Annotated in this window: 33 protein-coding genes; all 33 read right to left on the bottom strand. The window is 45.3% G+C overall.

The genetic code is table 11. The features are described 5' to 3' along the window. Nucleotide 1: 1 nt before the first annotated feature. Complete coding sequence (gene rpmJ / locus MHI01_RS22465; protein WP_003333770.1) at nt 2–115, bottom strand: 50S ribosomal protein L36; 114 nt, start codon at nt 113–115, stop codon at nt 2–4. A gap of 152 nt (nt 116–267) precedes the next feature. Continuing rightward, nucleotides 268–483, bottom strand: coding sequence for a translation initiation factor IF-1 (gene infA / locus MHI01_RS22460; protein WP_017692098.1), 216 nt, complete (start codon nt 481–483; stop codon nt 268–270). A gap of 3 nt (nt 484–486) precedes the next feature. Then, entirely contained in the window at nt 487–795 is a 309-nt protein-coding gene (locus MHI01_RS22455) for a KOW domain-containing RNA-binding protein (RefSeq protein WP_036607194.1), read from the bottom strand. Between the two features lie 10 nt (nt 796–805). Further along, complete coding sequence (gene map, locus MHI01_RS22450; protein ID WP_036607191.1) at nt 806–1,558, bottom strand: type I methionyl aminopeptidase; 753 nt, start codon at nt 1,556–1,558, stop codon at nt 806–808. A gap of 3 nt (nt 1,559–1,561) precedes the next feature. Beyond that, a complete protein-coding gene (locus MHI01_RS22445; RefSeq protein ID WP_036607188.1) occupies nt 1,562–2,206 on the bottom strand; it encodes an adenylate kinase in 645 nt (214 codons plus the stop codon). Between the two features lie 90 nt (nt 2,207–2,296). Next, nucleotides 2,297–3,595, bottom strand: coding sequence for a preprotein translocase subunit SecY (gene secY, locus MHI01_RS22440; protein ID WP_017692094.1), 1,299 nt, complete (start codon nt 3,593–3,595; stop codon nt 2,297–2,299). Continuing rightward, nucleotides 3,595–4,035 carry a 50S ribosomal protein L15 gene (gene rplO, locus MHI01_RS22435; protein WP_017692093.1) on the bottom strand — a complete coding sequence of 147 codons (441 nt, stop codon included), beginning with the start codon at nt 4,033–4,035 and terminating at the stop codon, nt 3,595–3,597. Before rplO ends, secY begins: the two co-directional genes overlap by 1 nt. Before the next feature lie 43 nt (nt 4,036–4,078). Then, nucleotides 4,079–4,264 (bottom strand): 50S ribosomal protein L30, encoded by a 186-nt coding sequence (rpmD, locus tag MHI01_RS22430; protein ID WP_017692092.1) that lies wholly within the window; start codon nt 4,262–4,264, stop codon nt 4,079–4,081. A 13-nt stretch (nt 4,265–4,277) separates the two neighbouring features. Then, nucleotides 4,278–4,775 (bottom strand): 30S ribosomal protein S5, encoded by a 498-nt coding sequence (rpsE, locus tag MHI01_RS22425; RefSeq protein ID WP_017692091.1) that lies wholly within the window; start codon nt 4,773–4,775, stop codon nt 4,278–4,280. Nucleotides 4,776–4,802: 27 nt separating this feature from the next. After that, nucleotides 4,803–5,171, bottom strand: a complete 369-nt coding sequence (gene rplR, locus MHI01_RS22420; RefSeq protein ID WP_017692090.1) for a 50S ribosomal protein L18 — start codon at nt 5,169–5,171, stop codon at nt 4,803–4,805. Between the two features lie 117 nt (nt 5,172–5,288). Next, nucleotides 5,289–5,831: a 50S ribosomal protein L6 gene (gene rplF, locus MHI01_RS22415; RefSeq protein WP_017692089.1), complete on the bottom strand. Its 543-nt coding sequence runs from the start codon at nt 5,829–5,831 to the stop codon at nt 5,289–5,291. Nucleotides 5,832–5,861: 30 nt separating this feature from the next. Beyond that, nucleotides 5,862–6,260, bottom strand: a complete 399-nt coding sequence (gene rpsH / locus MHI01_RS22410; protein ID WP_017692088.1) for a 30S ribosomal protein S8 — start codon at nt 6,258–6,260, stop codon at nt 5,862–5,864. A gap of 32 nt (nt 6,261–6,292) precedes the next feature. Then, on the bottom strand, nt 6,293–6,478 hold the full coding sequence (locus MHI01_RS22405; RefSeq protein ID WP_013312154.1) for a type Z 30S ribosomal protein S14: 186 nt from the start codon (nt 6,476–6,478) through the stop codon (nt 6,293–6,295). A 73-nt stretch (nt 6,479–6,551) separates the two neighbouring features. After that, entirely contained in the window at nt 6,552–7,094 is a 543-nt protein-coding gene (gene rplE, locus MHI01_RS22400; RefSeq protein ID WP_017692087.1) for a 50S ribosomal protein L5, read from the bottom strand. 32 nt (nt 7,095–7,126) lie between these two features. After that, nucleotides 7,127–7,480 carry a 50S ribosomal protein L24 gene (rplX, locus tag MHI01_RS22395; RefSeq protein WP_017692086.1) on the bottom strand — a complete coding sequence of 118 codons (354 nt, stop codon included), beginning with the start codon at nt 7,478–7,480 and terminating at the stop codon, nt 7,127–7,129. A gap of 39 nt (nt 7,481–7,519) precedes the next feature. Then, complete coding sequence (gene rplN / locus MHI01_RS22390) at nt 7,520–7,888, bottom strand: 50S ribosomal protein L14 (protein ID WP_017692085.1); 369 nt, start codon at nt 7,886–7,888, stop codon at nt 7,520–7,522. A 35-nt stretch (nt 7,889–7,923) separates the two neighbouring features. Further along, nucleotides 7,924–8,190 carry a 30S ribosomal protein S17 gene (rpsQ, locus tag MHI01_RS22385; protein WP_017692084.1) on the bottom strand — a complete coding sequence of 89 codons (267 nt, stop codon included), beginning with the start codon at nt 8,188–8,190 and terminating at the stop codon, nt 7,924–7,926. A 48-nt stretch (nt 8,191–8,238) separates the two neighbouring features. Then, nucleotides 8,239–8,436, bottom strand: a complete 198-nt coding sequence (rpmC, locus tag MHI01_RS22380) for a 50S ribosomal protein L29 (RefSeq protein WP_017692083.1) — start codon at nt 8,434–8,436, stop codon at nt 8,239–8,241. Continuing rightward, nucleotides 8,426–8,860 (bottom strand): 50S ribosomal protein L16, encoded by a 435-nt coding sequence (gene rplP / locus MHI01_RS22375; protein ID WP_017692082.1) that lies wholly within the window; start codon nt 8,858–8,860, stop codon nt 8,426–8,428. Before rplP ends, rpmC begins: the two co-directional genes overlap by 11 nt. Before the next feature lie 2 nt (nt 8,861–8,862). After that, a complete protein-coding gene (gene rpsC, locus MHI01_RS22370; protein WP_036607182.1) occupies nt 8,863–9,528 on the bottom strand; it encodes a 30S ribosomal protein S3 in 666 nt (221 codons plus the stop codon). A 15-nt stretch (nt 9,529–9,543) separates the two neighbouring features. Then, nucleotides 9,544–9,876, bottom strand: a complete 333-nt coding sequence (gene rplV / locus MHI01_RS22365) for a 50S ribosomal protein L22 (RefSeq protein WP_036607180.1) — start codon at nt 9,874–9,876, stop codon at nt 9,544–9,546. A gap of 35 nt (nt 9,877–9,911) precedes the next feature. Next, nucleotides 9,912–10,190: a 30S ribosomal protein S19 gene (gene rpsS / locus MHI01_RS22360; RefSeq protein ID WP_017692079.1), complete on the bottom strand. Its 279-nt coding sequence runs from the start codon at nt 10,188–10,190 to the stop codon at nt 9,912–9,914. 71 nt (nt 10,191–10,261) lie between these two features. After that, a complete protein-coding gene (gene rplB / locus MHI01_RS22355; RefSeq protein ID WP_017692078.1) occupies nt 10,262–11,092 on the bottom strand; it encodes a 50S ribosomal protein L2 in 831 nt (276 codons plus the stop codon). Nucleotides 11,093–11,122: 30 nt separating this feature from the next. Beyond that, nucleotides 11,123–11,413, bottom strand: a complete 291-nt coding sequence (gene rplW, locus MHI01_RS22350) for a 50S ribosomal protein L23 (protein ID WP_017692077.1) — start codon at nt 11,411–11,413, stop codon at nt 11,123–11,125. Next, nucleotides 11,413–12,036: a 50S ribosomal protein L4 gene (gene rplD, locus MHI01_RS22345; RefSeq protein WP_017692076.1), complete on the bottom strand. Its 624-nt coding sequence runs from the start codon at nt 12,034–12,036 to the stop codon at nt 11,413–11,415. Before rplD ends, rplW begins: the two co-directional genes overlap by 1 nt. A gap of 25 nt (nt 12,037–12,061) precedes the next feature. Next, nucleotides 12,062–12,685: a 50S ribosomal protein L3 gene (gene rplC, locus MHI01_RS22340; protein WP_017692075.1), complete on the bottom strand. Its 624-nt coding sequence runs from the start codon at nt 12,683–12,685 to the stop codon at nt 12,062–12,064. A 46-nt stretch (nt 12,686–12,731) separates the two neighbouring features. Beyond that, nucleotides 12,732–13,040: a 30S ribosomal protein S10 gene (gene rpsJ, locus MHI01_RS22335; protein ID WP_017692074.1), complete on the bottom strand. Its 309-nt coding sequence runs from the start codon at nt 13,038–13,040 to the stop codon at nt 12,732–12,734. 436 nt (nt 13,041–13,476) lie between these two features. Beyond that, nucleotides 13,477–14,667 (bottom strand): elongation factor Tu, encoded by a 1,191-nt coding sequence (tuf, locus tag MHI01_RS22330; RefSeq protein WP_017692073.1) that lies wholly within the window; start codon nt 14,665–14,667, stop codon nt 13,477–13,479. Between the two features lie 95 nt (nt 14,668–14,762). After that, nucleotides 14,763–16,841 carry an elongation factor G gene (fusA, locus tag MHI01_RS22325; RefSeq protein ID WP_036607177.1) on the bottom strand — a complete coding sequence of 693 codons (2,079 nt, stop codon included), beginning with the start codon at nt 16,839–16,841 and terminating at the stop codon, nt 14,763–14,765. A 49-nt stretch (nt 16,842–16,890) separates the two neighbouring features. Next, a complete protein-coding gene (rpsG, locus tag MHI01_RS22320) occupies nt 16,891–17,361 on the bottom strand; it encodes a 30S ribosomal protein S7 (RefSeq protein ID WP_017692071.1) in 471 nt (156 codons plus the stop codon). A gap of 87 nt (nt 17,362–17,448) precedes the next feature. Continuing rightward, on the bottom strand, nt 17,449–17,871 hold the full coding sequence (gene rpsL, locus MHI01_RS22315) for a 30S ribosomal protein S12 (protein ID WP_017692070.1): 423 nt from the start codon (nt 17,869–17,871) through the stop codon (nt 17,449–17,451). 150 nt (nt 17,872–18,021) lie between these two features. Further along, nucleotides 18,022–18,273, bottom strand: coding sequence for a ribosomal L7Ae/L30e/S12e/Gadd45 family protein (locus MHI01_RS22310; RefSeq protein WP_036607175.1), 252 nt, complete (start codon nt 18,271–18,273; stop codon nt 18,022–18,024). A gap of 204 nt (nt 18,274–18,477) precedes the next feature. After that, nucleotides 18,478–22,092, bottom strand: coding sequence for a DNA-directed RNA polymerase subunit beta' (gene rpoC, locus MHI01_RS22305; RefSeq protein ID WP_036607173.1), 3,615 nt, complete (start codon nt 22,090–22,092; stop codon nt 18,478–18,480). Nucleotides 22,093–22,204: the final 112 nt, after the last annotated feature.

Raw genomic sequence — 22,204 nt, 5'->3', positions numbered from 1 at the left:
TTTAACCTTGTTTTTGTTTGTGTTTCGGATTTTCACAGATAACCATAACATTCCCTTTGCGGCGAATGACTTTGCACTTTTCGCAAATCGGCTTGACCGAAGGTCTTACCTTCATGTGAATTACCTCCTCAAAGTTTTGCTAAGCAAAACCCTCTTCGTAAGCATTGACCTTGTTCTACTATTGTAAAACCGGCTTCGAAGCTTTCGCAAGTTTTGCCGGGCAAAACCCGCTACATAAGCTTCACAGTTCATTGCAACTGTCTACTACTATTTACGGTAAGTTATGCGACCTTTTGTTAAATCATAAGGCGACAACTGAACAACTACTTTGTCTCCAGTCAGGATACGGATAAAGTGCATCCGCAGTTTTCCGGAAACGTGAGCGAGAATTTGATGACCGTTCTCAAGCTCAACCTTGAATGTTGCATTCGGTAGCGGTTCGAGAACCGTACCTTCCACTTCAATGACATCTTCCTTAGCCATTAGTCAGTCTCCTTTCTCTTCAGCTTGAATGTTGGTGGATTCCAGAAATGAATGAACCGCGTAACGGAGCTTTCCATTTGTCACCCGACCACTCTCGTTTAAACTGTTCACAACCTCGCTGCTAATCATGGGCTGGAGCTCAAGATGAAGAAGATTCTTCTTCTTTGGTTGATCAAACTTACGTTTGTCTCCATCCGCAATATATACGAACTTACCGTCCGCTATAGCAACAATTACTGCGGCTTGGTCCGCATTGCGGCCTTTACGGATCTTCACAAGTTGACCGAGCTGCGGATTAGACTGACTGTTCATGCCTCATCACCTACGCATTCAGTTTCGTGAAAATTTCCATACCATCTGGTGTAACTGCTACGGTGTGTTCAAAGTGTGCACATAACTTACCATCAACCGTGACGACAGTCCAGTTATCTTCCAACGTTTTCACATACCGTCTACCTACGTTAACCATCGGCTCTATGGCCAGCACCATGCCCGCTTTAAGCCGTGGTCCCCGATCGGGAAGACCATAGTTCGGAATCTGTGGTTCTTCGTGCAGATCTGCGCCTATGCCGTGACCGACATATTCACGAACTACGGAGAACCCTTCATCTTCAATATATTTCTGAATCGCATGAGATATTGTAAACAAGCGAACGTCCGGTTTTACCAGCGCCAGACCTGCGTATAACGAAGCCTCGGTAACGTCCAGAAGACGACGGGCTTCTTCGGAAATACGGCCGACCGGATAAGTCCAGGCGGAATCTCCATGATACCCCTGGTACTGCGCGCCAATGTCAAACGTAACGATATCGCCCTCGTTCAACTTGCGTTTGCCGGGAAATCCATGTACCAACTCTTCATTGACTGAAGCGCACACACTGGCAGGGAAACCGTTATAACCTTTGAAAGACGGCACAGCTCCTTGACTGCGGATATATTGATCAGCCATATGGTCAAGTTCTCCAGTCGTAATACCGGGAGCGATATGCTCTGCCAAGAGACGATGCGTTTCCGCAACAATTCTCCCTGCTTCCCTCATCAAGCCCAGTTCCGTTTCGGACTTACCAATGATCATCAATTAACCTCTCAGTAAGGACACGATTTCTTGAGAAACTTGATCGATATCCTGTTCTCCGTTCATTTGACGAAGAAGACCTTTAGTCTCATAGAACGTGAGGAGTGGTGCTGTTTTGTTGATATACTCGTCCAGTCGTGTACCTACACTCTCTTCATTATCATCAGAGCGTTGATACAACTCACCAGCGCATTTATCACAAATACCTTCCTGCTTAGGCGGATTGAATACCACATGATAAGTGGAACCACAGTTTTTACAAATTCGACGACCCGTCAAACGAGCGAGCAATTTGTTGCGATCCACTTTCAGGTTGATTACATGATCGAGACCTGAGTTCAATCGATCCAGAATGCCATCGAGCGCTTCTGCTTGCGAAAGGGTTCTTGGAAATCCGTCCAAGAGGAAACCTTCTCTGCAGTCAGGCTGCTGCAAACGTTCTTCAACGATGCCAATGGTTACATCATCTGGTACAAGCAATCCTTGATCCATATATTCCTTGGCTTTCATGCCAATGGGAGTTCCCTGTTTGATCGCGAGACGAAATGCATCGCCTGTTGAAATATGGGGAATACCGAACTCTTTCACGATGACGTCTGCTTGCGTTCCTTTTCCTGCCCCCGGAGGGCCCATGAATAGGATGTTCACGTTATGTCACTCCCTCCAAGACTACCCTACATCAACAAACAGCACAATAGGTGCCGGCAAGTAAATCTTCACTCGACCGGTACCTATTGCCTATTTATTGATAAAACCTTTGTAGTGGCGTTTGATCAATTGGCTTTCGATTTGCTTCATCGTATCCAGCGCAACACCGATAACGATCAGGAGGGATGTTCCTCCAATTTGCGCAGATTGAGGCAAACCAGACAGTGCCCCCAAGATTACAGGCAGAACGGAAATGACTGCCAAGAACATGGCACCGGCCATTGTCAAACGAGTCATGACACGGGTCAGATATTTCTCGGTTGCTTTACCCGGGCGAATGCCTGGGATGTAACCGCCGTTCTTTTTCATATTATCAGCCATCTGCTGTGGATTCATCTGTACGAAAGTATAGAAGAATGTGAAACCGAAGATCATCACGACATACAACAACATACCCAGAGGTTTGTGTGTAGTCAGGTTCTGTCCGATCCACTGTGCCCAAAGGCGATCTGCCCAGAAGTTGGCGATGATCGTCGGGAACATCAACAACGATGATGCGAAGATGACAGGGATAACACCTGCTGCATTAATTTTCAGCGGGATATGTGTATTCTGTCCACCGTACATTTTGTTACCTACGACACGTTTAGCGTACTGTACCGGAATTTTCCGAATCGCCTGCTGAATGTAAATGACCCCTATGATGATCAACACAATAACAATTGCGATGATAACACCTTTAAGAATATTCATAAACAGTTGGTCAGGTTGAATGAAGTCGGATTCGATCGTTTGTTTGATAATGTTAGGCACCGTAGATAGGATACCCGCAAAGATCAAGATCGAAATCCCGTTTCCTATGCCCTTCTCGGTGATCTGCTCACCAAGCCACATCAGGAATGAAGTACCGGCCGTAAGTACAATCGCGATCAAGATATAATCTGCAAATGTAGCGTTAGGAATCATGTCTGTATTGTACAAGCGGTTGAATCCGATCGACGTACCAAACGCTTGAATCAATGCCAGGCCAATCGTTAAATAACGGGTCAATTGTGCAGATTTCTTCTTACCTTGTTCACCTTGCTTTGCCCACTCCGCTAATTTAGGAATAACGTCCATGGAAAGCAACTGTACTATGATAGACGCAGTGATGTAAGGCACGATCCCGAGCGCAAATATCGAGAACTGGAAGAGCGCTCCACCCGAGAACGTATTGAGAAGTCCAAAAACTTCTTTACCCGCAGAATTTGTCGCTTCGAACACGTCTTTGTTAACTCCCGGTACGGGAACAAAGGAGCCGATGCGGTAAATGATCAGTACAAAAAGGGTAAATAATACCCTTTTGCGCAGATCTTCAACCCGCCAGATATTCTTTAGGGTCTTGAACATTAAATCACCTCGGTTGTACCGCCGGCAGCTTCAATTTTCTCAATAGCAGATTGAGAAAACTTGTTAGCTTTAACAGTCAGCTTCACAGTGACATCACCGTTACCCAGGATTTTGATTCCGGATTTAGCGTTTTTAACTACGCCGTTCGTCATCAAGAATTCTGGAGTTACTTCAGTACCCGCAGCAAAACTGTTCAGGTCTTCAGTATTCACAACTGCATATTCTTTGCGAGTTGGGTTTACAAAACCACGTTTTGGCAAGCGACGATACAATGGATTTTGTCCACCTTCGAAGCCTGGACGTACTCCACCGCCAGAACGAGAATTTTGTCCTTTGTGACCGCGACCTGATGTTTTACCTGTACCACTACTTGGACCGCGACCAAGACGTTTACGTTCTTTGCGGGATCCAGGAGATGGTGAAAGCTCATGTAACTTCATCGTTCGTTGCACCTCCTTAAAGATTTGTGGGATTAACCCGATATTAAGCTTCTACTTCTTTAACAGCAACCAAGTGGCTTACTTTGTTAATCATACCACGGATAGCAGGATTATCGTTTTGTACCACTTTGCTATTGATTTTGCGCAAACCCAATGTTTTCACAGTTGTTCTTTGCGTCTCCGGACGTCCGATCAAGCTGCGGACGAGGGTAATTTCTAATTTAGCCATGAGAATTCCCTCCTTAACCCAGAAGCTCTTCGACGGATTTTCCGCGCAGTTTAGCCACGTCTTCAGCACGCTTCAAACGGGACAAACCTTCCAAAGTCGCATTGACCATGTTCATGGAATTCGAAGAACCCAGAGATTTTGTCAAAATGTCACCTACACCAGCAAGTTCGAGAACCGCACGTACAGGACCACCAGCGATAACACCAGTACCTTCAGATGCTGGTTTCAACAGCACGCGTCCTGCGCCGAACTTACCTGTTACCAAGTGAGGAATCGATGTTCCTACGAGTGGAACGTGTACAAGGTTTTTCTTAGCGTCTTCAATACCTTTGCGAATTGCATCAGGTACTTCGCCCGCTTTACCGATACCAGCTCCAACCCAGCCGTTGCCGTCGCCGACTACAACCAGTGCGCTAAAGCTGAAACGGCGTCCGCCTTTTACTACTTTAGCTACGCGATTAATATTTACAACTCTTTCAGTCAGTTCCAAAGTATTCGGATCTACACGCAAGTCGTTAACCTCCTTTTGAAAAATATCTTAAAACTCAAGTCCTGCTTCACGAGCCGCTTCAGCCAATGCTGCGATACGACCATGGTACAGATAACCGCTACGGTCAAATACGATGTTGGAAACACCTTTGTCTTTCGCACGTTTAGCAACGAGTTCGCCAACTTTACGAGCTGATTCAACAGATGCACCATTTTTGATGTCAGTGCTCAACTCTTTGTCTACGGTAGACGCGGAAGCGATTGTTACACCAGCAACATCATCGATGATTTGAGCATACATATGTTTACCAGAACGGAATACGTTCAAACGAGGACGTGCTGCCGTTCCTTGGATTTTCTTACGAACACGAAGGTGTCTTTTCAGACGAGCCTTATTTTTATCTGGTTTCGTAATCATCTCAAAGATTCACTCCTTTCAGGTTACCTCGCTGGCTTCAAAGCAGAAGCCACGGGGTATATTAGAAACACACGAAGCAAGCAAGCCGAAAGCCGCGCAAAGGCGGTAAGAGAAATCTTATTTCTTCTTACCGGCTTTACCTTCCTTACGGATGATACGCTCGCCTTCATATTTAATACCTTTACCTTTGTACGGCTCAGGTTCACGTACGGAACGGATTTTAGCAGCGTAAGCACCTACACGCTCTTTGTCAATTCCGCGAACGATGATTTTTGTATTCGAAGGTACTTCGAATTCGATTCCCGCTTCCGGTGTAATTTCAACCGGGTGAGAGTAACCAACGTTCAGAACGATTTTATCTCCGGATTTGCTTGCACGATATCCGACCCCAACCAATTCCAGAGATTTCGCGAATCCTTCAGTAACGCCGCTCACCATATTGTTTACAACGCTACGCGTTGTGCCGTGCAAAGAACGGTGAGTTTTGTTATCGGAAGGACGCACAACTGTGATTTCGTTATTTTCAACTGTAACCTTCATGTCTTTATGAAGCTCACGAGTCAAAGTTCCTTTAGGTCCTTTTACCGTAATAACGGTGTTGTCCAGGGTGATGTCTACACCACTTGGTACTGTGATTGGTTTGCGACCAATACGAGACATATGTTGCACCTCCTATCTTGTGACGTTATATTACCAAACGTAGCAAACGACTTCTCCGCCGGATTTCGATTGACGAGCTTCTTTGTCCGTCATGATACCTTTAGATGTCGAGATGATCGCGATTCCCAGGCCACCAAGTACACGAGGTACTTCGTTGCTTTTCGTGTAAACACGAAGACCAGGTTTACTGATTCTTTTCAGACCAGTGATAACGCGCTCGTTATTTTGACCGTATTTCAGGAAAACACGGATAATCCCTTGTTTGTTATCATCGATAACTTCAGCGTCACGGATGAAACCTTCACGCTTCAGGATATCGGCGATTTGTTTTTTCATTGTTGAAGCAGGCATTTCTACCGTTTCGTGACGAACAGTGTTCGCGTTACGAATACGAGTAAGCATATCTGCAATTGGATCAGACATAGTCATTGTGAGTTAACCTCCTTCCCGTTCAGGACTTTTTACCAGCTTGCTTTTTTCACGCCAGGGATCTGGCCTTTATAAGCTAATTCACGGAAACAAATTCTGCAAATTTTGAACTTTTGCAGGACCGAATGTGGACGTCCGCAACGCTCACAGCGTGTATATGCACGTACTTTAAACTTAGGTGTACGTTGTTGTTTAACTTTCATCGAAGTTTTTGCCACTTAGCCTGACACCTCCTAAATAATTTCGGAGAAAAGGGAGTCTTTCCAGACACCCGGAAACGTTATGCCAACATTACTTAACGAAAGGCATTCCCATTTGCGTAAGCAATTCACGGGACTCTTCGTCTGTTTTCGCCGTTGTTACAATGACAATATCCATACCGCGGACTTTATCAACTTTATCGTATTCGATCTCCGGGAAGATCAATTGCTCTTTCAGACCCAGTGTATAGTTACCACGTCCATCGAAAGCATTACTCGATACACCGCGGAAGTCGCGGACACGAGGAAGCGTTACGTTGAGCAGCTTATCTAGGAAGAAGTACATACGCTCACCGCGTAATGTAACTTTCGCACCGATAGGCATATTCTCACGCAGTTTGAAACCTGCGATAGATTTTTTAGCACGAGTGATTACAGGTTTTTGACCCGCGATCAGTTGCAAATCGTTTACTGCAGAATCCAACACTTTAGAGTTTTGGACAGCGTCGCCCACACCCATGTTGATAACGATTTTCTCGATTTTCGGCACTTGCATTACCGTTGTATAGTTAAACTTCTGCATCAAAGCAGGAGCGATTTCTTGCAGGTAACGTTCTTTCATTCTTGATGCCATGAATCATAGCCCTCCTTTCTCATTCGGTTCAATTAGTCGATAATTTCTCCGGAACGTTTAGCAACGCGCACTTTCTTACCGTTATCCAAAACTTTGTAACCTACACGGGTTACTTTTCCGCTCTTCGGATCGATGTGCATTACGTTGGAAACGTGAATCGGAGCTTCCTTCTCGATAATGCCGCCTTGCGGATTTTGCTGGTTAGGCTTCTGGTGTTTTTTCACCATGTTAACACCTTCCACAAGGACGCGGTTCTCACGAGGATAAGCAGCGATGACACGGCCTTTTTTACCTTTGTCTTTACCGCTGATCACCATAACCGTATCTTCCTTTTTAACGTGAAGTTTGTTGTTATGGGATTCCAGAACTTTTTTCACTCTTGGCATTTCGTACACCTCCTGTTTCTAACATCACGAGATTAAGCTTTAGATAACTTCTGGAGCCAAGGAAACGATTTTCATGAAGTCTTTATCGCGAAGTTCGCGAGCAACTGGTCCGAAAATACGTGTTCCACGTGGGCTTCTGTCGTCTTTTACAACAACCGCTGCATTTTCATCAAAACCGATGTAGGAACCGTCTTTACGACGTACAGAACGTTTCGTACGAACGACAACCGCTCTAACTACATCACCTTTTTTGACAACGCCGCCTGGTGTTGCTTGTTTAACAGAACAAACGATCAGATCACCGATTTGAGCTGTACGACGTCCCGTACCGCCGAGTACGCGGATACACATCAGTTCCTTCGCACCGGAGTTGTCGGCCACAGTCAAACGTGTAAATGGTTGAATCATTTAGTATTCCTCCTTTCAGCAATGCTGCTGATGCATTAGATGATAACCGCTTTTTCTACGATTTCAGTAAGTCTCCAGCGTTTATCTTTCGAAAGCGGACGAGTCTCCATGATTTTCACCGTGTCACCGATTTTCGCAGTGTTTTCTTCGTCATGCGCTTTGAATTTTTTAGTAACCTTAATGCGTTTATGGTACAAGTTGTGTTTTTTGTAAGTTTCTACAGCAACAACAATCGTTTTGTCCATTTTATCGCTGACCACTTTACCAGTTTGCACTTTACGTGCGTTACGTTCTTCGCTCATTGTTGGCCTCCTTCCTGATTACGGACGGATTGTCCATCCTATCCCTAATTAACCGATTCCCAATTCTCTCTCACGGATAATGGTTTTAGCACGAGCTATTTCTTTCCGCACATCACGGATGCGAGTCGGGTTATCCAGCTGACCGGTAGCTAATTGAAAGCGGAGGTTAAAGAGTTCTTCTTTAAATCCGGCAATCTTTTGCTCGATTTCAGCAGAGGTTAGGTTGCGAAATTCACTAGCTTTCATTTGCTTCACCACCCAATTCTTCACGTTTCACGAACTTCGTTTTGATTGGCAGTTTGTGAGCGGCAAGACGCATTGCTTCGCGTGCAATTTCCTCCGGTACACCAGCAAGTTCAAACATGATCTTACCTGGTTTCACTACTGCAACCCATTTTTCTACGTTACCTTTACCGCTACCCATCCGAACCTCGAGAGGCTTTTGAGTGATTGGTTTGTCTGGGAAAATTTTGATCCAAACTTTACCACCACGTTTGATGTAACGAGTCATCGCAATACGAGCCGCTTCGATTTGACGGTTCGTAATCCAAGCCGGTTCCGTAGCTTGCAGACCGTATTCGCCAAAGTTCAGAGTCGTTCCGCCTTTAGCTTGGCCTTTCATATGTCCACGTTGTTGCTTACGGTGTTTTACGCGTTTTGGTACCAACATGATTAGTTGCCTCCTTCCTTAGCAGCTTGTTTCTTAGCCGTAGGAAGAACCTCTCCACGATAGATCCATACTTTTACGCCGATAAGTCCGTAAGTAGTATGAGCCTCTGCTGTACCGTAGTCAATGTCAGCACGCAGTGTGTGCAGTGGAACAGTTCCTTCGCTGTAGCCTTCAGAACGTGCGATCTCAGCACCGCCAAGACGTCCGCCTACTTGAGTTTTGATACCTTTAGCACCGGAGCGCATAGTTCTTTGAATTGCTTGTTTCAGAGCACGACGGAAAGAAACACGACGTTCCAATTGTTGTGCAATGCTTTCAGCTACAAGAACAGCGTCCAAGTCTTGGTTCTTAATTTCAGAAATGTTGATGTGTACTTTTTTACCGCCAGCAATTTTCGTAATTTGGTTACGAAGATTTTCAACTTCCGAACCACCCTTACCAATAACCATACCTGGTTTAGCAGTGTGAATCGTTACGTTTACGCGGTTAGCCGCTCTCTCAATTTCTACACGAGATAAAGCGGAGTCTTTCAATTTATTTTTCAGGAATTCACGAATTCTCACGTCTTCCATCAAAAGATCACCGAAGTCTTTGCCTGCATACCACTTAGATTCCCAGTCACGGATAATTCCGACACGGAGTCCGACTGGATTTACCTTTTGGCCCACACATTTCCCCTCCTTCTACTTCTCAGATACCACCAAAGTAATGTGGCTAGTACGTTTGTTAATACGACTTGCACGTCCCATTGCACGAGGGCGGAAACGCTTCATTGTCGGTCCTTGGTTCACGTAAGCTTGCGAGATAACCAATTTGTTAACATCCAAAGAATAGTTATGTTCCGCATTCGCAATAGCGGAGTTAAGCAACTTCTCAACGATTGGAGAAGCAGATTTCGGAGTGTGACGGAGAATGGCAACCGCCTCACCTACTTGCTTGCCACGAATCAAGTCAACAACGAGTTGAGCTTTACGAGGAGCAATCCGGATAAACTTAGCATGTGCTTTTGCTTCCATTGTGTAACCTCCTTTCAAACATTAAAGATATTCATTTATCTTCTTGTTTTCTTATCATCAGCAGTATGGCCTTTGTACGTACGGGTTGGAGCGAACTCACCCAGTTTGTGTCCGACCATGTCCTCAGTTACATACACTGGCACGTGTTTACGACCATCGTAAACGCCAAATGTGTGTCCGATGAATTGCGGGAAAATTGTAGAACGACGGGACCAGGTTTTGATCACATTCTTCTTACCTGAAGCTTCCATCTCTTCTACCTTTTTAAGCATGTAGCCATCAATGAATGGCCCTTTTTTCAAACTGCGACCCATGTGGAGATCCTCCCTTCAAACATAGCTATTATGCATCCGCAGATGCCTCACGAAGTTATGCACAGTGTGTATTACTTCGTGCGGCGGCGAATGATGTATTTATCAGAAGCTTTATTTTTCTTACGCGTTTTGTAACCAAGTGTAGGTTTACCCCATGGTGACATTGGCGATTTACGTCCGATTGGAGCACGACCTTCACCACCACCGTGTGGGTGATCGTTAGGGTTCATTACTACACCACGAACCTCAGGACGTTTACCCAACCAACGGCTACGACCGGCTTTACCGATTTTGATGAGCTCGTGGTCTTGGTTACCTACAGATCCGATTGTCGCGCGGCAAACTTTCAAAATACGACGAACTTCTCCGGAAGAGAGACGAACGGAAACGTATTTTTCTTCTTTACCAAGCAATTGAGCTTCTGTACCAGCAGCACGAACCAATTGTCCGCCTTTACCTGGTTTCAACTCGATGTTGTGGATAACGGTACCTACTGGAATGTTTTCGAGTGGCAGTGCGTTACCGATTTTGATGTCTGATTCAGGTCCGGAGAACACTTGATCTCCAACTTTCAAACCTTTAGGAGCGATGATATAACGCTTTTCACCATCAGCATAGTGAATCAGAGCGATGTTGGATGTACGGTTCGGGTCATACTCAATCGTAGCAACGCGGCCCGGTATTCCATCTTTAGTACGTTTGAAGTCAATGATACGGTATTTACGTTTGTGTCCACCACCATGGTGACGAACTGTAATTTTACCTTGGTTGTTGCGGCCTGCTTGTTTGCTCAACGGGGCCAACAACGATTTCTCCGGCTGATTTGTGGTGATTTCCTCAAATGTAGAAACGGACATGTTCCGTCTTGCCGGGGATGTTGGTTTATACTTTTTGATTGGCACTGGGTTTCCCTCCTTACTTCAAAAATTCAATTATACAGTTTCAAAGAACTCAAGCGTTTTGCTGTCTTTTGTCAACGTTACAAACGCTTTTTTCCATTCGCTAGTATATCCGGAATAACGTCCGTACCGTTTCGGCTTAGCTGGAACACGAAGCGTGTTCACGTTTTTCACTTTTACATTGAAAATAGCTTCTACTGCCTTTTTGATCTCGGTTTTGTTTGCACGGATATCGACTTCAAATACATATTTCAAGTCGTTCATCATGTCAGCAGTACGTTCCGTAATAATCGGACGTTTTACAATATCACGAGGATCCTTCATTACGCGAGCACCTCCTCTACCTTCTGAACTGCTTCTTTCGTAATGATCAATTTGTCGTGCGAAAGCACGTCAAGAACATTAATACCGTCAGCAGCTACGAATTTCACGCCTGGAATATTCCGTGCGGAAAGAGCTACATTATCATCATAGCTAGGAGCTACGATCAAAGCTTTACGTCCCACTTTGAGGTTACTCAAGATGGCTGCAAATTCTTTAGTTTTAGGCGTACTCAACGTGAGAGCGTCCAAAACGATAATGTCATTGTCAAGCACTTTGGATGAAAGGGCTGATTTGATCGCCAAGCGGCGAACTTTCTTAGGCAGTTTATACGCATAGCTCCGTGGTGTTGGACCAAATACGATACCGCCGCCTTTCCATTGTGGTGAACGAATTGAACCTTGACGAGCGCGACCTGTACCTTTTTGTTTCCAAGGCTTACGTCCACCGCCACGAACTTCAGAACGTCCTTTTACTTTGTGGGTACCTTGACGAAGGGAAGCGCGTTGCATAAGAACTGCATCGTACAGAACGTGTTGGTTCGGCTCAATTCCGAAAACCGCATCGTTCAATTCAACTTCGCCTACTTGGCTACCATCTACATTGTAAACTGATACTTTTGGCATTTTGTGTTCCTCCTTTCTTCAGTGGTTATTTTTTCACCGTTTCTTTAACTCTAATGAGACTGTTTTTCGGTCCAGGAATGGAACCTTTCACGAGCAACACGTTACGCTCAGCGTCTACTTTAACTACTTCAAGACGTTGGATTGTAATAGTATCATGTCCCATGTGTCCTGGCAGGCGTTTGCCTTTAGGAACGCGGTTAGCTTGGATCGAACCCATTGAACCAGGGCCACGGTGGTAACGCGAACCGTGTGACATAGGTCCAGTGCTTTGTCCCCAACGTTTGATAACGCCGGCAAAACCTTTACCTTTAGAAATACCCGTTACGTCAACGAATTCGCCTTCAGCGAAAATGTCAGCTTTCAGTTCTTGGCCAACTTCATATTCTGCGATGTTGATACCGCGAACTTCACGAACGTAGCGCTTAGGGGCAGTGTTCGCTTTTTTAGCGTGACCTGCTTCTGGCTTGTTAGCATTTTTCTCTTTCTTATCGGAGTAACCGATTTGAATTGCTTCGTAGCCATCGTTCTCAATGTCTTTCTTTTGCAAAACAACACAAGGGCCTGCTTCGATAACCGTTACTGGAACGACGTTACCTTCAGGAGTAAATACTTGAGTCATTCCGAGTTTTTTTCCTAAGATTGCTTTCATGTTGACACCTCTTTTCCTTTATACATGGTCTTTGTTGTAGCTTATATTACAATTTAATTTCGATATCTACACCGGACGGCAGATCCAAGCGCATCAAGGCATCCACAGTTTGTGGAGTCGGGTTAACGATGTCGATCAAACGTTTATGTGTACGTTGTTCGAATTGTTCCCGAGAATCCTTGTACTTGTGCACCGCACGAAGAATAGTAATGATTTGTTTTTCAGTAGGAAGCGGAATCGGACCGGATACACCAGCACCCGAACGTTTTGCTGTTTCAACAATTTTCTCCGCGGATTGATCAAGAATTCTGTGGTCGTAAGCTTTCAAACGAATACGAATTTTTTGCTTTGCCATTTTAGTCCCTCCTTCTATCGCCCAATTTTTTATCGGACATACTCCGTGAAAATTTTCTAGCCACTCTCCCATGGCAAAGGGGCCGGGTGTGCCAGTAACCTCTCACATCATCGCAACGTCACAGAACAACATTCATTATTATATAGAAAAGATAGGCGTATTGCAAGCATATTTAAGAAAAACATTTAAACTTATCTTTTCTGATGAAATGACTTCGTTTATTGCAGTGTTAATCTTCAATATCCAGGCTGCCTTGCCAATCCTTCTAAATACGTAAATGATGTTCATTTCGTATGACGCAGGTTCCGAACTTTAAACATAATAAAAGAGTTCTCTATCCGATGTCGGATAAAGAACTCTTCCGAAGCTTCGTTACAATACAATGTTACTCGTTCCAGTACACTGTTACATATGCTTTATTCAGCGTTAAGCCAAATTATTTTTGGATAGATGCTACGGAACCGGCACCTACTGTACGTCCGCCTTCACGAATGGAGAATTTAGTTCCTTCTTCAATCGCGATTGGGGAGATCAGGGAAACAGTAACAGTGATGTTATCACCAGGCATTACCATTTCAGTACCTTCAGGCAAGTTGATGATGCCTGTTACGTCAGTTGTACGGAAGTAGAACTGTGGACGGTAACCAGTGAAGAATGGTTTGTGACGTCCGCCCTCTTCTTTAGTCAGAACGTAGATTTGAGCTGTGAATTCTGTGTGTGGCTTAACAGAACCTGGTTTTGCAAGTACTTGACCACGCTCGATTTGAGTACGGTCAACACCACGCAACAATGCACCGATGTTGTCACCCGCTTGAGCGGAATCCAACAATTTACGGAACATCTCAACGCCTGTTACAACGGATTTTTTAGTTTCTTCAGTGATACCAACGATTTCGATCTCTTCGCCGACTTTAACAGTACCACGCTCTACACGGCCAGTAGCAACAGTACCACGACCAGTGATGGAGAATACGTCCTCGACAGGCATCAAGAAAGGCTTGTCAGTTTGACGCTCAGGCAGTGGGATGTAAGTGTCGATCTCTTTGAACATCTCAACGATTTTTTGAGCCCATTCGCCATCTGGGTTTGCCAGAGCTTCACGAGCGGATCCACGAGTGATTGGAGTATCGTCACCTGGGAACTCATATTCGTTAAGAAGGTCGCGAACTTCCATCTCAACCAATTCCAACAACTCTTCGTCTTCAACCATGTCACATTTGTTCAAGAATACAACAATGTAAGGTACGCCTACTTGACGGGAGAGCAAGATGTGCTCACGAGTTTGTGGCATTGGGCCGTCTGCTGCGGATACTACCAAGATAGCTCCATCCATTTGAGCCGCGCCAGTGATCATGTTTTTAACATAGTCGGCGTGACCTGGGCAGTCAACGTGAGCGTAGTGACGAGTGTCAGTTTCGTACTCAACGTGTGATGTGGAGATTGTGATACCGCGTTCGCGCTCTTCTGGAGCTTTGTCGATTTGGTCGAATGCAATTGCAGCACCACCGTAAGTTTTGGACAATACAGTTGTGATTGCAGCAGTCAGAGTTGTTTTACCGTGATCGACGTGACCAATAGTACCGATGTTAACGTGGGGTTTATTACGTTCGTATTTAGCCTTTGCCATTTGAACGTGGCCTCCTTAAAATTATAATTTTATGTTTTCACTGAATGAAGTGCTCCGAATTTAATTCTTATGCACTTGCATCCAGTGTGAGAAAACTACTCGGTGCCTTTTGTTTTGGCAACGATTTCTTCAGCGATGCTCTTAGGAACTTCTTCATAGTGAGAGAGTTCCATGGAGAATACGCCGCGTCCTTGAGTACCGGAACGAAGAGTTGTAGAGTAACCAAACATTTCAGACAGAGGTACCTTAGCACGGATGATTTGAGCTCCACTACGGGAATCCATACCTTCGATGCGGCCACGACGGGAGTTCAACATACCCATTACGTCACCCATGTACTCTTCTGGAACAGTTACTTCTACTTTCATGATAGGCTCAAGCAGAACTGGTTTACACTTGTCTTTAGCCGCTTTAAGCGCCATAGATCCGGCAATTTTAAATGCCATCTCATTGGAATCGACATCATGGTAAGATCCGTCTACGATTGTAGCCTTAACGTCAACAAGCGGGAAGCCTGCAATAACGCCGTTTTTCATTTGCTCTTCAATCCCTGACAGTGCAGGTTGAATGTATTCTCTTGGTACGGAACCACCGACAACCTTACTTTCGAACTGGCTGCCTGTACCCGGCTCGAGAGGTTCGAATTCAACCCATACGTGACCGTATTGACCACGACCACCGGATTGACGTACGAATTTACCTTCAACGCGCGCTGGAGCACGGAATGTTTCACGGTAAGCTACTTGTGGTTTACCCACAGTAGTTTCAACCTTGAACTCACGACGCATACGGTCGATGATGATATCAAGGTGAAGCTCACCCATACCTGCCAAGATCGTTTGGCCTGTTTCTTCGTCAGTATGAGCACGAAGAGTTGGATCCTCTTCAGTCAACTTACCGAGAGCAACACCCAGTTTATCCTGGTCAGCTTTGGTTTTAGGTTCAACAGCGATTTCGATAACCGGATCAGGGAAGTTCATTGACTCCAGGATAACCGGATTTTTCTCATCACATAGTGTATCACCTGTACCTGTATCTTTCAAACCTACGGCAGCTGCAATATCACCGGAGTAAACTACAGTGATTTCTTGACGGCTGTTCGCATGCATTTGAAGGATACGACCGATACGCTCACGTTTGTTTTTAGTGGCATTCAATACATATGATCCGGATTGAAGAACACCAGAGTATACGCGGAAGAATGTCAATTTACCAACGTAAGGGTCAGTCATAATTTTGAATGCCAATGCGGAGAATGGCTCTTCATCGGATGACTTACGAATTGCTTCAGTTCCATCTTCAAGATGTCCCGTGATCGATGCAACATCTGTTGGAGCTGGCAAGTAGTCGATAACAGCATCCAACATCAGTTGAACACCTTTGTTACGATATGAGGATCCACAGATAACTGGGAAGATCTTAACATCTACAACACCTTTACGGAGTACGGTTTTGATCTCATCAATTGTGATCTCTTCGCCTTCCAGGTATTTCATTGTCAAATCTTCATCCAGTTCAGCAACGCGCTCAATCAACTCGTTGCGAAGTTCTTCAACTTGATCTGCAAACTCTGCAGGAATGTCGGTTTCTTCGATATCTTGACCAAGGTCATCTTTGTACATATGAGCTCTTTGTGCAACGATATCGATGATACCTTTGAAATCATTTTCAGCGCCGATTGGAAGTTGAATCGCAACAGCGTTCGCTTGAAGGCGATCACGCATGTCAGATACAACGTTCAGGAAGTCAGCACCGATGATATCCATTTTGTTTACATATGCGATACGAGGTACGCCGTACTTGTCAGCCTGTCTCCATACGGTTTCGGACTGAGGCTCAACGCCTTCTTTCGCACTGAATACACCAACTGCTCCGTCCAATACACGAAGGGAACGTTCAACTTCAACAGTGAAGTCAACGTGTCCCGGGGTATCAATAATATTAACGCGGTGGCCTTTCCAAGCAGCGGTAGTTGCAGCGGAAGTAATCGTAATTCCGCGCTCCTGTTCCTGTTCCATCCAGTCCATTGTCGCAGCGCCTTCGTGTACTTCACCGATTTTGTGCGTACGTCCTGTGTAAAACAGGATCCGCTCAGTTGTCGTGGTTTTACCCGCATCAATATGAGCCATGATCCCGATATTACGTGTATTTTTTAAGGAGAACTCTCTAGCCATGAAATGGGTCTCCCTTCAAAATTGAAGTTTTTTTATTGTGAACTGAATCCTACCAACGGTAGTGAGCAAACGCTTTGTTCGCTTCAGCCATTTTGTGCGTATCTTCACGTTTTTTAACGGAAGCGCCTGTGTTGTTGGAAGCGTCGATGATCTCAGCCGCCAAACGCTCTTCCATTGTTTTCTCACCGCGGTTGCGGGAGTAGTTCACGAGCCAACGTAATCCCAGAGCAGTACGTCTCTCTGGTTTCACCTCGATTGGTACTTGGTAGTTGGCACCGCCGACACGGCGAGCTTTAACTTCCAGGACTGGCATGATGTTCTTGATTGCTGCTTCAAATACTTCCATAGGGTCATTACCCGTACGTTCTTGAATCAACTTGAACGCATTATACAGAATGCTTTGAGCAACACCGCGTTTTCCGCCGATCATGATGCGGTTGATTAAACGAGTAACCAACTTGCTGTTATATAACGGATCAGGCAGAACGTCTCTTTTCGTAACTGGACCTTTGCGTGGCATGGATATCCCCCTTTCTTTCTTGTTCAGCAGATCCTGTACCTTCCAGACTTAGACCAGAAGGCTTTCAGGCTATCTGCCTATAATAGTTTAGGCTTTTTTAGCTTTTGGACGTTTAGCGCCGTATTTCGAACGAGCTTGCATACGGTTGTTTACACCAGCAGTATCGAGAGCTCCACGAACGATGTGATAACGAACTCCTGCAAGGTCTTTAACTTTACCTCCGCGGATCAATACCACACTGTGCTCTTGAAGGTTATGTCCGATTCCCGGGATATAAGCAGTAACCTCGAGACGGTTCGTCAAACGAACACGGGCATACTTACGAAGTGCAGAGTTTGGTTTACGTGGAGTCATTGTACCTACACGAGTGCAGACACCACGTTTTTGTGGGGCACTGATGTTAGTAGATTCACGTTTCAAAGCGTTGAATCCTTTTTGCAAAGCTGGAGATTTTGACTTCTCAACTTTTGCTTGACGTCCTTTACGAACCAGTTGGTTAATAGTTGGCATGTGATTGCCACCCCCTTCCTCAAATATTCATGTTTCTTTATAAACCTCTTTGCACTAAGTCCACAGACCCAGGCGGTTCATAAAAAGACAAATGAAAAGTTTTTGCCTTGGAGAATCCTTAAAAGTTCTCGGACAAAAACGTTCCTTACCCTATGATTTTACGACAGCAGCCATAGCTGCTCCTACTCCAATCCCGCAAGCCTTGCCGAGATTTTTCATTGTATCCACTTTCGTGCATTTCACATTGTGTTGTTCACACAAAGCAATGATTTTGGAAGTAAGCTGCGGATCACTATCTTCTGCGACATAGACTTCAGAAGCCATACCTGTCTGCACCATCCGCATGGTCTGTTTGGTACCTATTTTGACATGAGCATCTTGCAAGGCTTTTTCATTAGACATTGTGTATTCCTCCGAATAGAACCATGTACAATCAGCTGCCCACGCACCTTTGATATATTAGCATCTAGCGCAAGCATTGTCAATGCTAATCCTAAAACATTTTTTAAAAGTTTACGTACATCAGGATTCGTCCGCCTGTATCATACAAACGTCCGTCTCCTGACGCACAAAACTTTCACTCTCCTCTAATGAGGAGAAATATATTTAATCAACCGAAACTGGCTCAAGTTCTTCTACTGAAGATTGGCCATCTTCTGGCTCAGCAAATTTGATGCTGCGGTAACGGTGCATACCTGTACCGGCAGGAATCAATTTACCGATGATTACATTTTCCTTCAGACCGAGCAACTGATCGACTTTACCTTTGATCGCTGCATCTGTCAATACACGTGTAGTTTCTTGGAACGAAGCCGCCGAGAGGAAGGAGTCTGTTTCCAGGGATGCTTTCGTAATACCGAGCAGGATTGGTTTAGCAACCGCCGGCTCTTTATCACTAAGAATCGCAATTTTGTTAGCTCTTTCGTACTCATGCATATCCACGAACGATCCTGGCAACAGCGTTGTATCTCCTGCATCTACGATACGGATTTTACGCAGCATTTGACGGATCATAACTTCAACGTGCTTATCGTTAATTTCTACGCCTTGGTTACGATATACGCGTTGTACTTCCTGCAGAATGTAGTTTTGTACACCACGTATGCCTTTAATCCGTAACATCTCTTTTGGATCAATGGAACCGTCTGTCAACTCGTCACCCGCTTCAACTTCCGCGCCTTCGCTTACGCGCACACGGGAACCGTAGGTAACGGCGTATACTTTGGATTCCGCTTCACCTTGAATTTCGATTTCACGACGATCTTTCGCTTCGCGAATCTCTTTAACCACACCATCGATTTCACTGATCGTTGCTTGACCCTTAGGATTACGAGCTTCGAACAACTCCTGGATACGTGGCAAACCTTGCGTAATATCGTCTCCGGCTACACCACCAGTATGGAACGTACGCATTGTAAGCTGTGTTCCTGGCTCACCAATGGACTGTGCTGCGATAATACCAACTGCTTCACCAATCTCCACGTGTTTACCAGTCGCGAGGTTGCGACCATAACACTTCTTGCAGACACCATGACTTGCACGGCAGCTGAGGACGGAGCGGATTTGCAATTTAGTAATACCTGCTTTGATAATCGCTTCTGCTTTATCGGAGTCAATCAATTCATTGCGACCTACAATGATTTCTTTCGTTTCCGGATGACGAAGAGTCTCGAAGCAGTATCTGCCTTCAATACGGTCGTAGAGGTCTTCGATAACCTCTTTACCATCCTGGATACGACTTACCGTAAAGCCTTTATCTGTACCACAATCATCATCACGCACGATTACGTCTTGGGCTACGTCTACGAGACGACGAGTCAGGTAACCTGAATCGGCTGTACGCAGGGCTGTATCCGCCAAACCTTTACGCGCTCCGTGAGTGGAGATAAAGTACTCGAGTACCGTCAGACCTTCACGGAAGTTCGATTTGATTGGGAGTTCGATAATTCGACCGGATGGGTTGGCCATCAGACCACGCATACCGCCCAATTGGGTGATTTGCGATTTGTTACCCCGTGCTTTGGAGTCTACCATCATCATGATCGAGTTGTAACGATCCATGGACTTCATCAGAATCTCAGTGATGTCATCTTTGGATTTTGACCAGATATCAATGATACGGTCATAGCGCTCCTCATTCGTAATCAGACCACGACGGTACTGATTCGTAACGATTTGTGCTTTTTCCTCAGATTGTCTAAGAATTTCAAACTTCTCAGGTGGAACGATAACATCAGATACCGCAACCGTAATACCGGCACGTGTAGAGTATGTGAAACCAAGTTGTTTGATTTTATCCAAAATAACGGCTGTTTCCGTTGTGTGATAAATTTCAAAACAACGTGCAATGATGGAGCCGAGGTATTCTTTACCGACACCGCCAGCCAGAGGAGCATTCATAATAGCTTCTCTGAGATCAGCACCTTTTTCATATACAAATGAGTGATCTGCAGTACCTTGGTACAGGTTAGCACGAGTCGCGTCATTGATATACGGGAAGCTTGCCGGGAAAATTTCATTGAAGATAATTTTACCGACAGTTGTCAGCAACATTCCTTCTTGTTGTTCTTCCGTGAAGCTTGTTTTACCAAGCGCCTTAACAGGAATAGCTACACGCGCATGCAGACCAGCAGTACCACGTTGATATGCCGATACAGCTTCGTTAACTGTACGCAAGATCATACCTGTGCCCTTTTCTTCCTTGTTATCCATAGTGAGGTAGTAAGAACCGAGCACCATATCCTGGGAAGGAGTAACAACCGGTTTACCGTCTTTCGGGTTCAAAATGTTACCAGATGCAAGCATCAGGATACGTGCTTCCGCTTGAGCTTCAGCGGACAACGGAACGTGCACGGCCATTTGGTCACCGTCAAAGTCGGCATTGTATGCCGTACATACGAGCGGGTGAAGACGAATTGCTTTACCTTCAACGAGAATCGGTTCAAATGCTTGAATACCGAGTCTGTGAAGCGTAGGGGCACGGTTCAACAGAACCGGATGCTCCTTGATTACTTCTTCAAGAACATCCCATACTTCAGGACTTACACGCTCAACTTTACGTTTCGCGCTCTTGATGTTGTGGGCAAGCCCTTTATTTACAAGCTCTTTCATAACAAAAGGCTTGAACAATTCAAGTGCCATATCTTTTGGCAGACCACACTGATACATTTTCAGGTAAGGTCCAACAACGATAACGGAACGACCAGAATAGTCAACCCGTTTACCGAGCAAGTTTTGACGGAAACGTCCTTGTTTACCTTTCAGCATGTGGCTGAGAGATTTCAATGGACGGTTACCAGGACCCGTTACCGGGCGGCCACGACGACCATTATCGATCAATGCGTCAACAGCTTCCTGCAACATCCGTTTCTCATTTTGCACGATAATATCTGGCGCGCCCAGATCAAGCAGACGTTTCAGACGGTTGTTCCGGTTGATTACACGGCGGTACAAGTCATTCAGGTCAGACGTTGCAAAACGTCCACCATCCAACTGTACCATTGGACGAAGTTCCGGCGGGATAACAGGAAGTACATCCATGATCATCCACTCTGGCTTGTTGCCGGAGTTGCGGAATGCTTCGATAACTTCCAGACGTTTGATTGCACGATTACGACGTTGTCCTTGCGCAGTCCGGAGCTCTTCTTTCAGAAACTCAAGCTCTTTGTCTATGTCAAGGTCTTGAAGCAATTTTTTAACCGCTTCTGCGCCCATGCCAGCATGGAAACCATAACCGTATTTTTCACGGTAGCTGCGGTATTCTTTCTCGGACAACAGCTGTTTTTTCTCCAGTGGAGTTTCTCCTGGATCAGTTACAACATATGATGCAAAATAAATAATCTCTTCAAGAGATCTTGGAGACATATCCAGAGCAAGACCCATACGGCTCGGAATACCTTTGAAGTACCAGATATGCGATACCGGAGCAGCGAGCTCAATGTGGCCCATCCGTTCGCGGCGTACTTTCGCACGTGTTACTTCAACGCCACAACGATCACAGACAACGCCTTTATAACGGACGCGTTTGTATTTACCGCAATGACATTCCCAGTCTTTTGTAGGGCCAAAAATCTTTTCGCAGAACAGCCCTTCTTTTTCCGGTTTCAACGTACGATAGTTGATCGTTTCCGGTTTTTTCACTTCTCCGCGGGACCAAGAACGAATTTTCTCTGGGGAAGCAAGCCCGATCTTCATGTATTCGAAATTGTTGACGTCCAACAAGGAGCAACCCTCCTTAACCAATTCCTGTAATCTAGGTTACGCCCACTCCGGCCGAAGCCGGAGCAAGACGTGAGCCTGATGAAAAACGCCGGTCATCATGCGCTCGAAGCGG

Origin of the sequence: Paenibacillus sp. FSL M7-0656 (genome assembly GCF_038003225.1) — a bacterium.
Classification (GTDB): Bacteria; Bacillota; Bacilli; order Paenibacillales; family Paenibacillaceae; genus Paenibacillus; species Paenibacillus amylolyticus.
The sequence above is the reverse complement of the archived record's forward strand: the minus strand, read 5'-3'. Positions and strand labels throughout refer to the sequence as shown.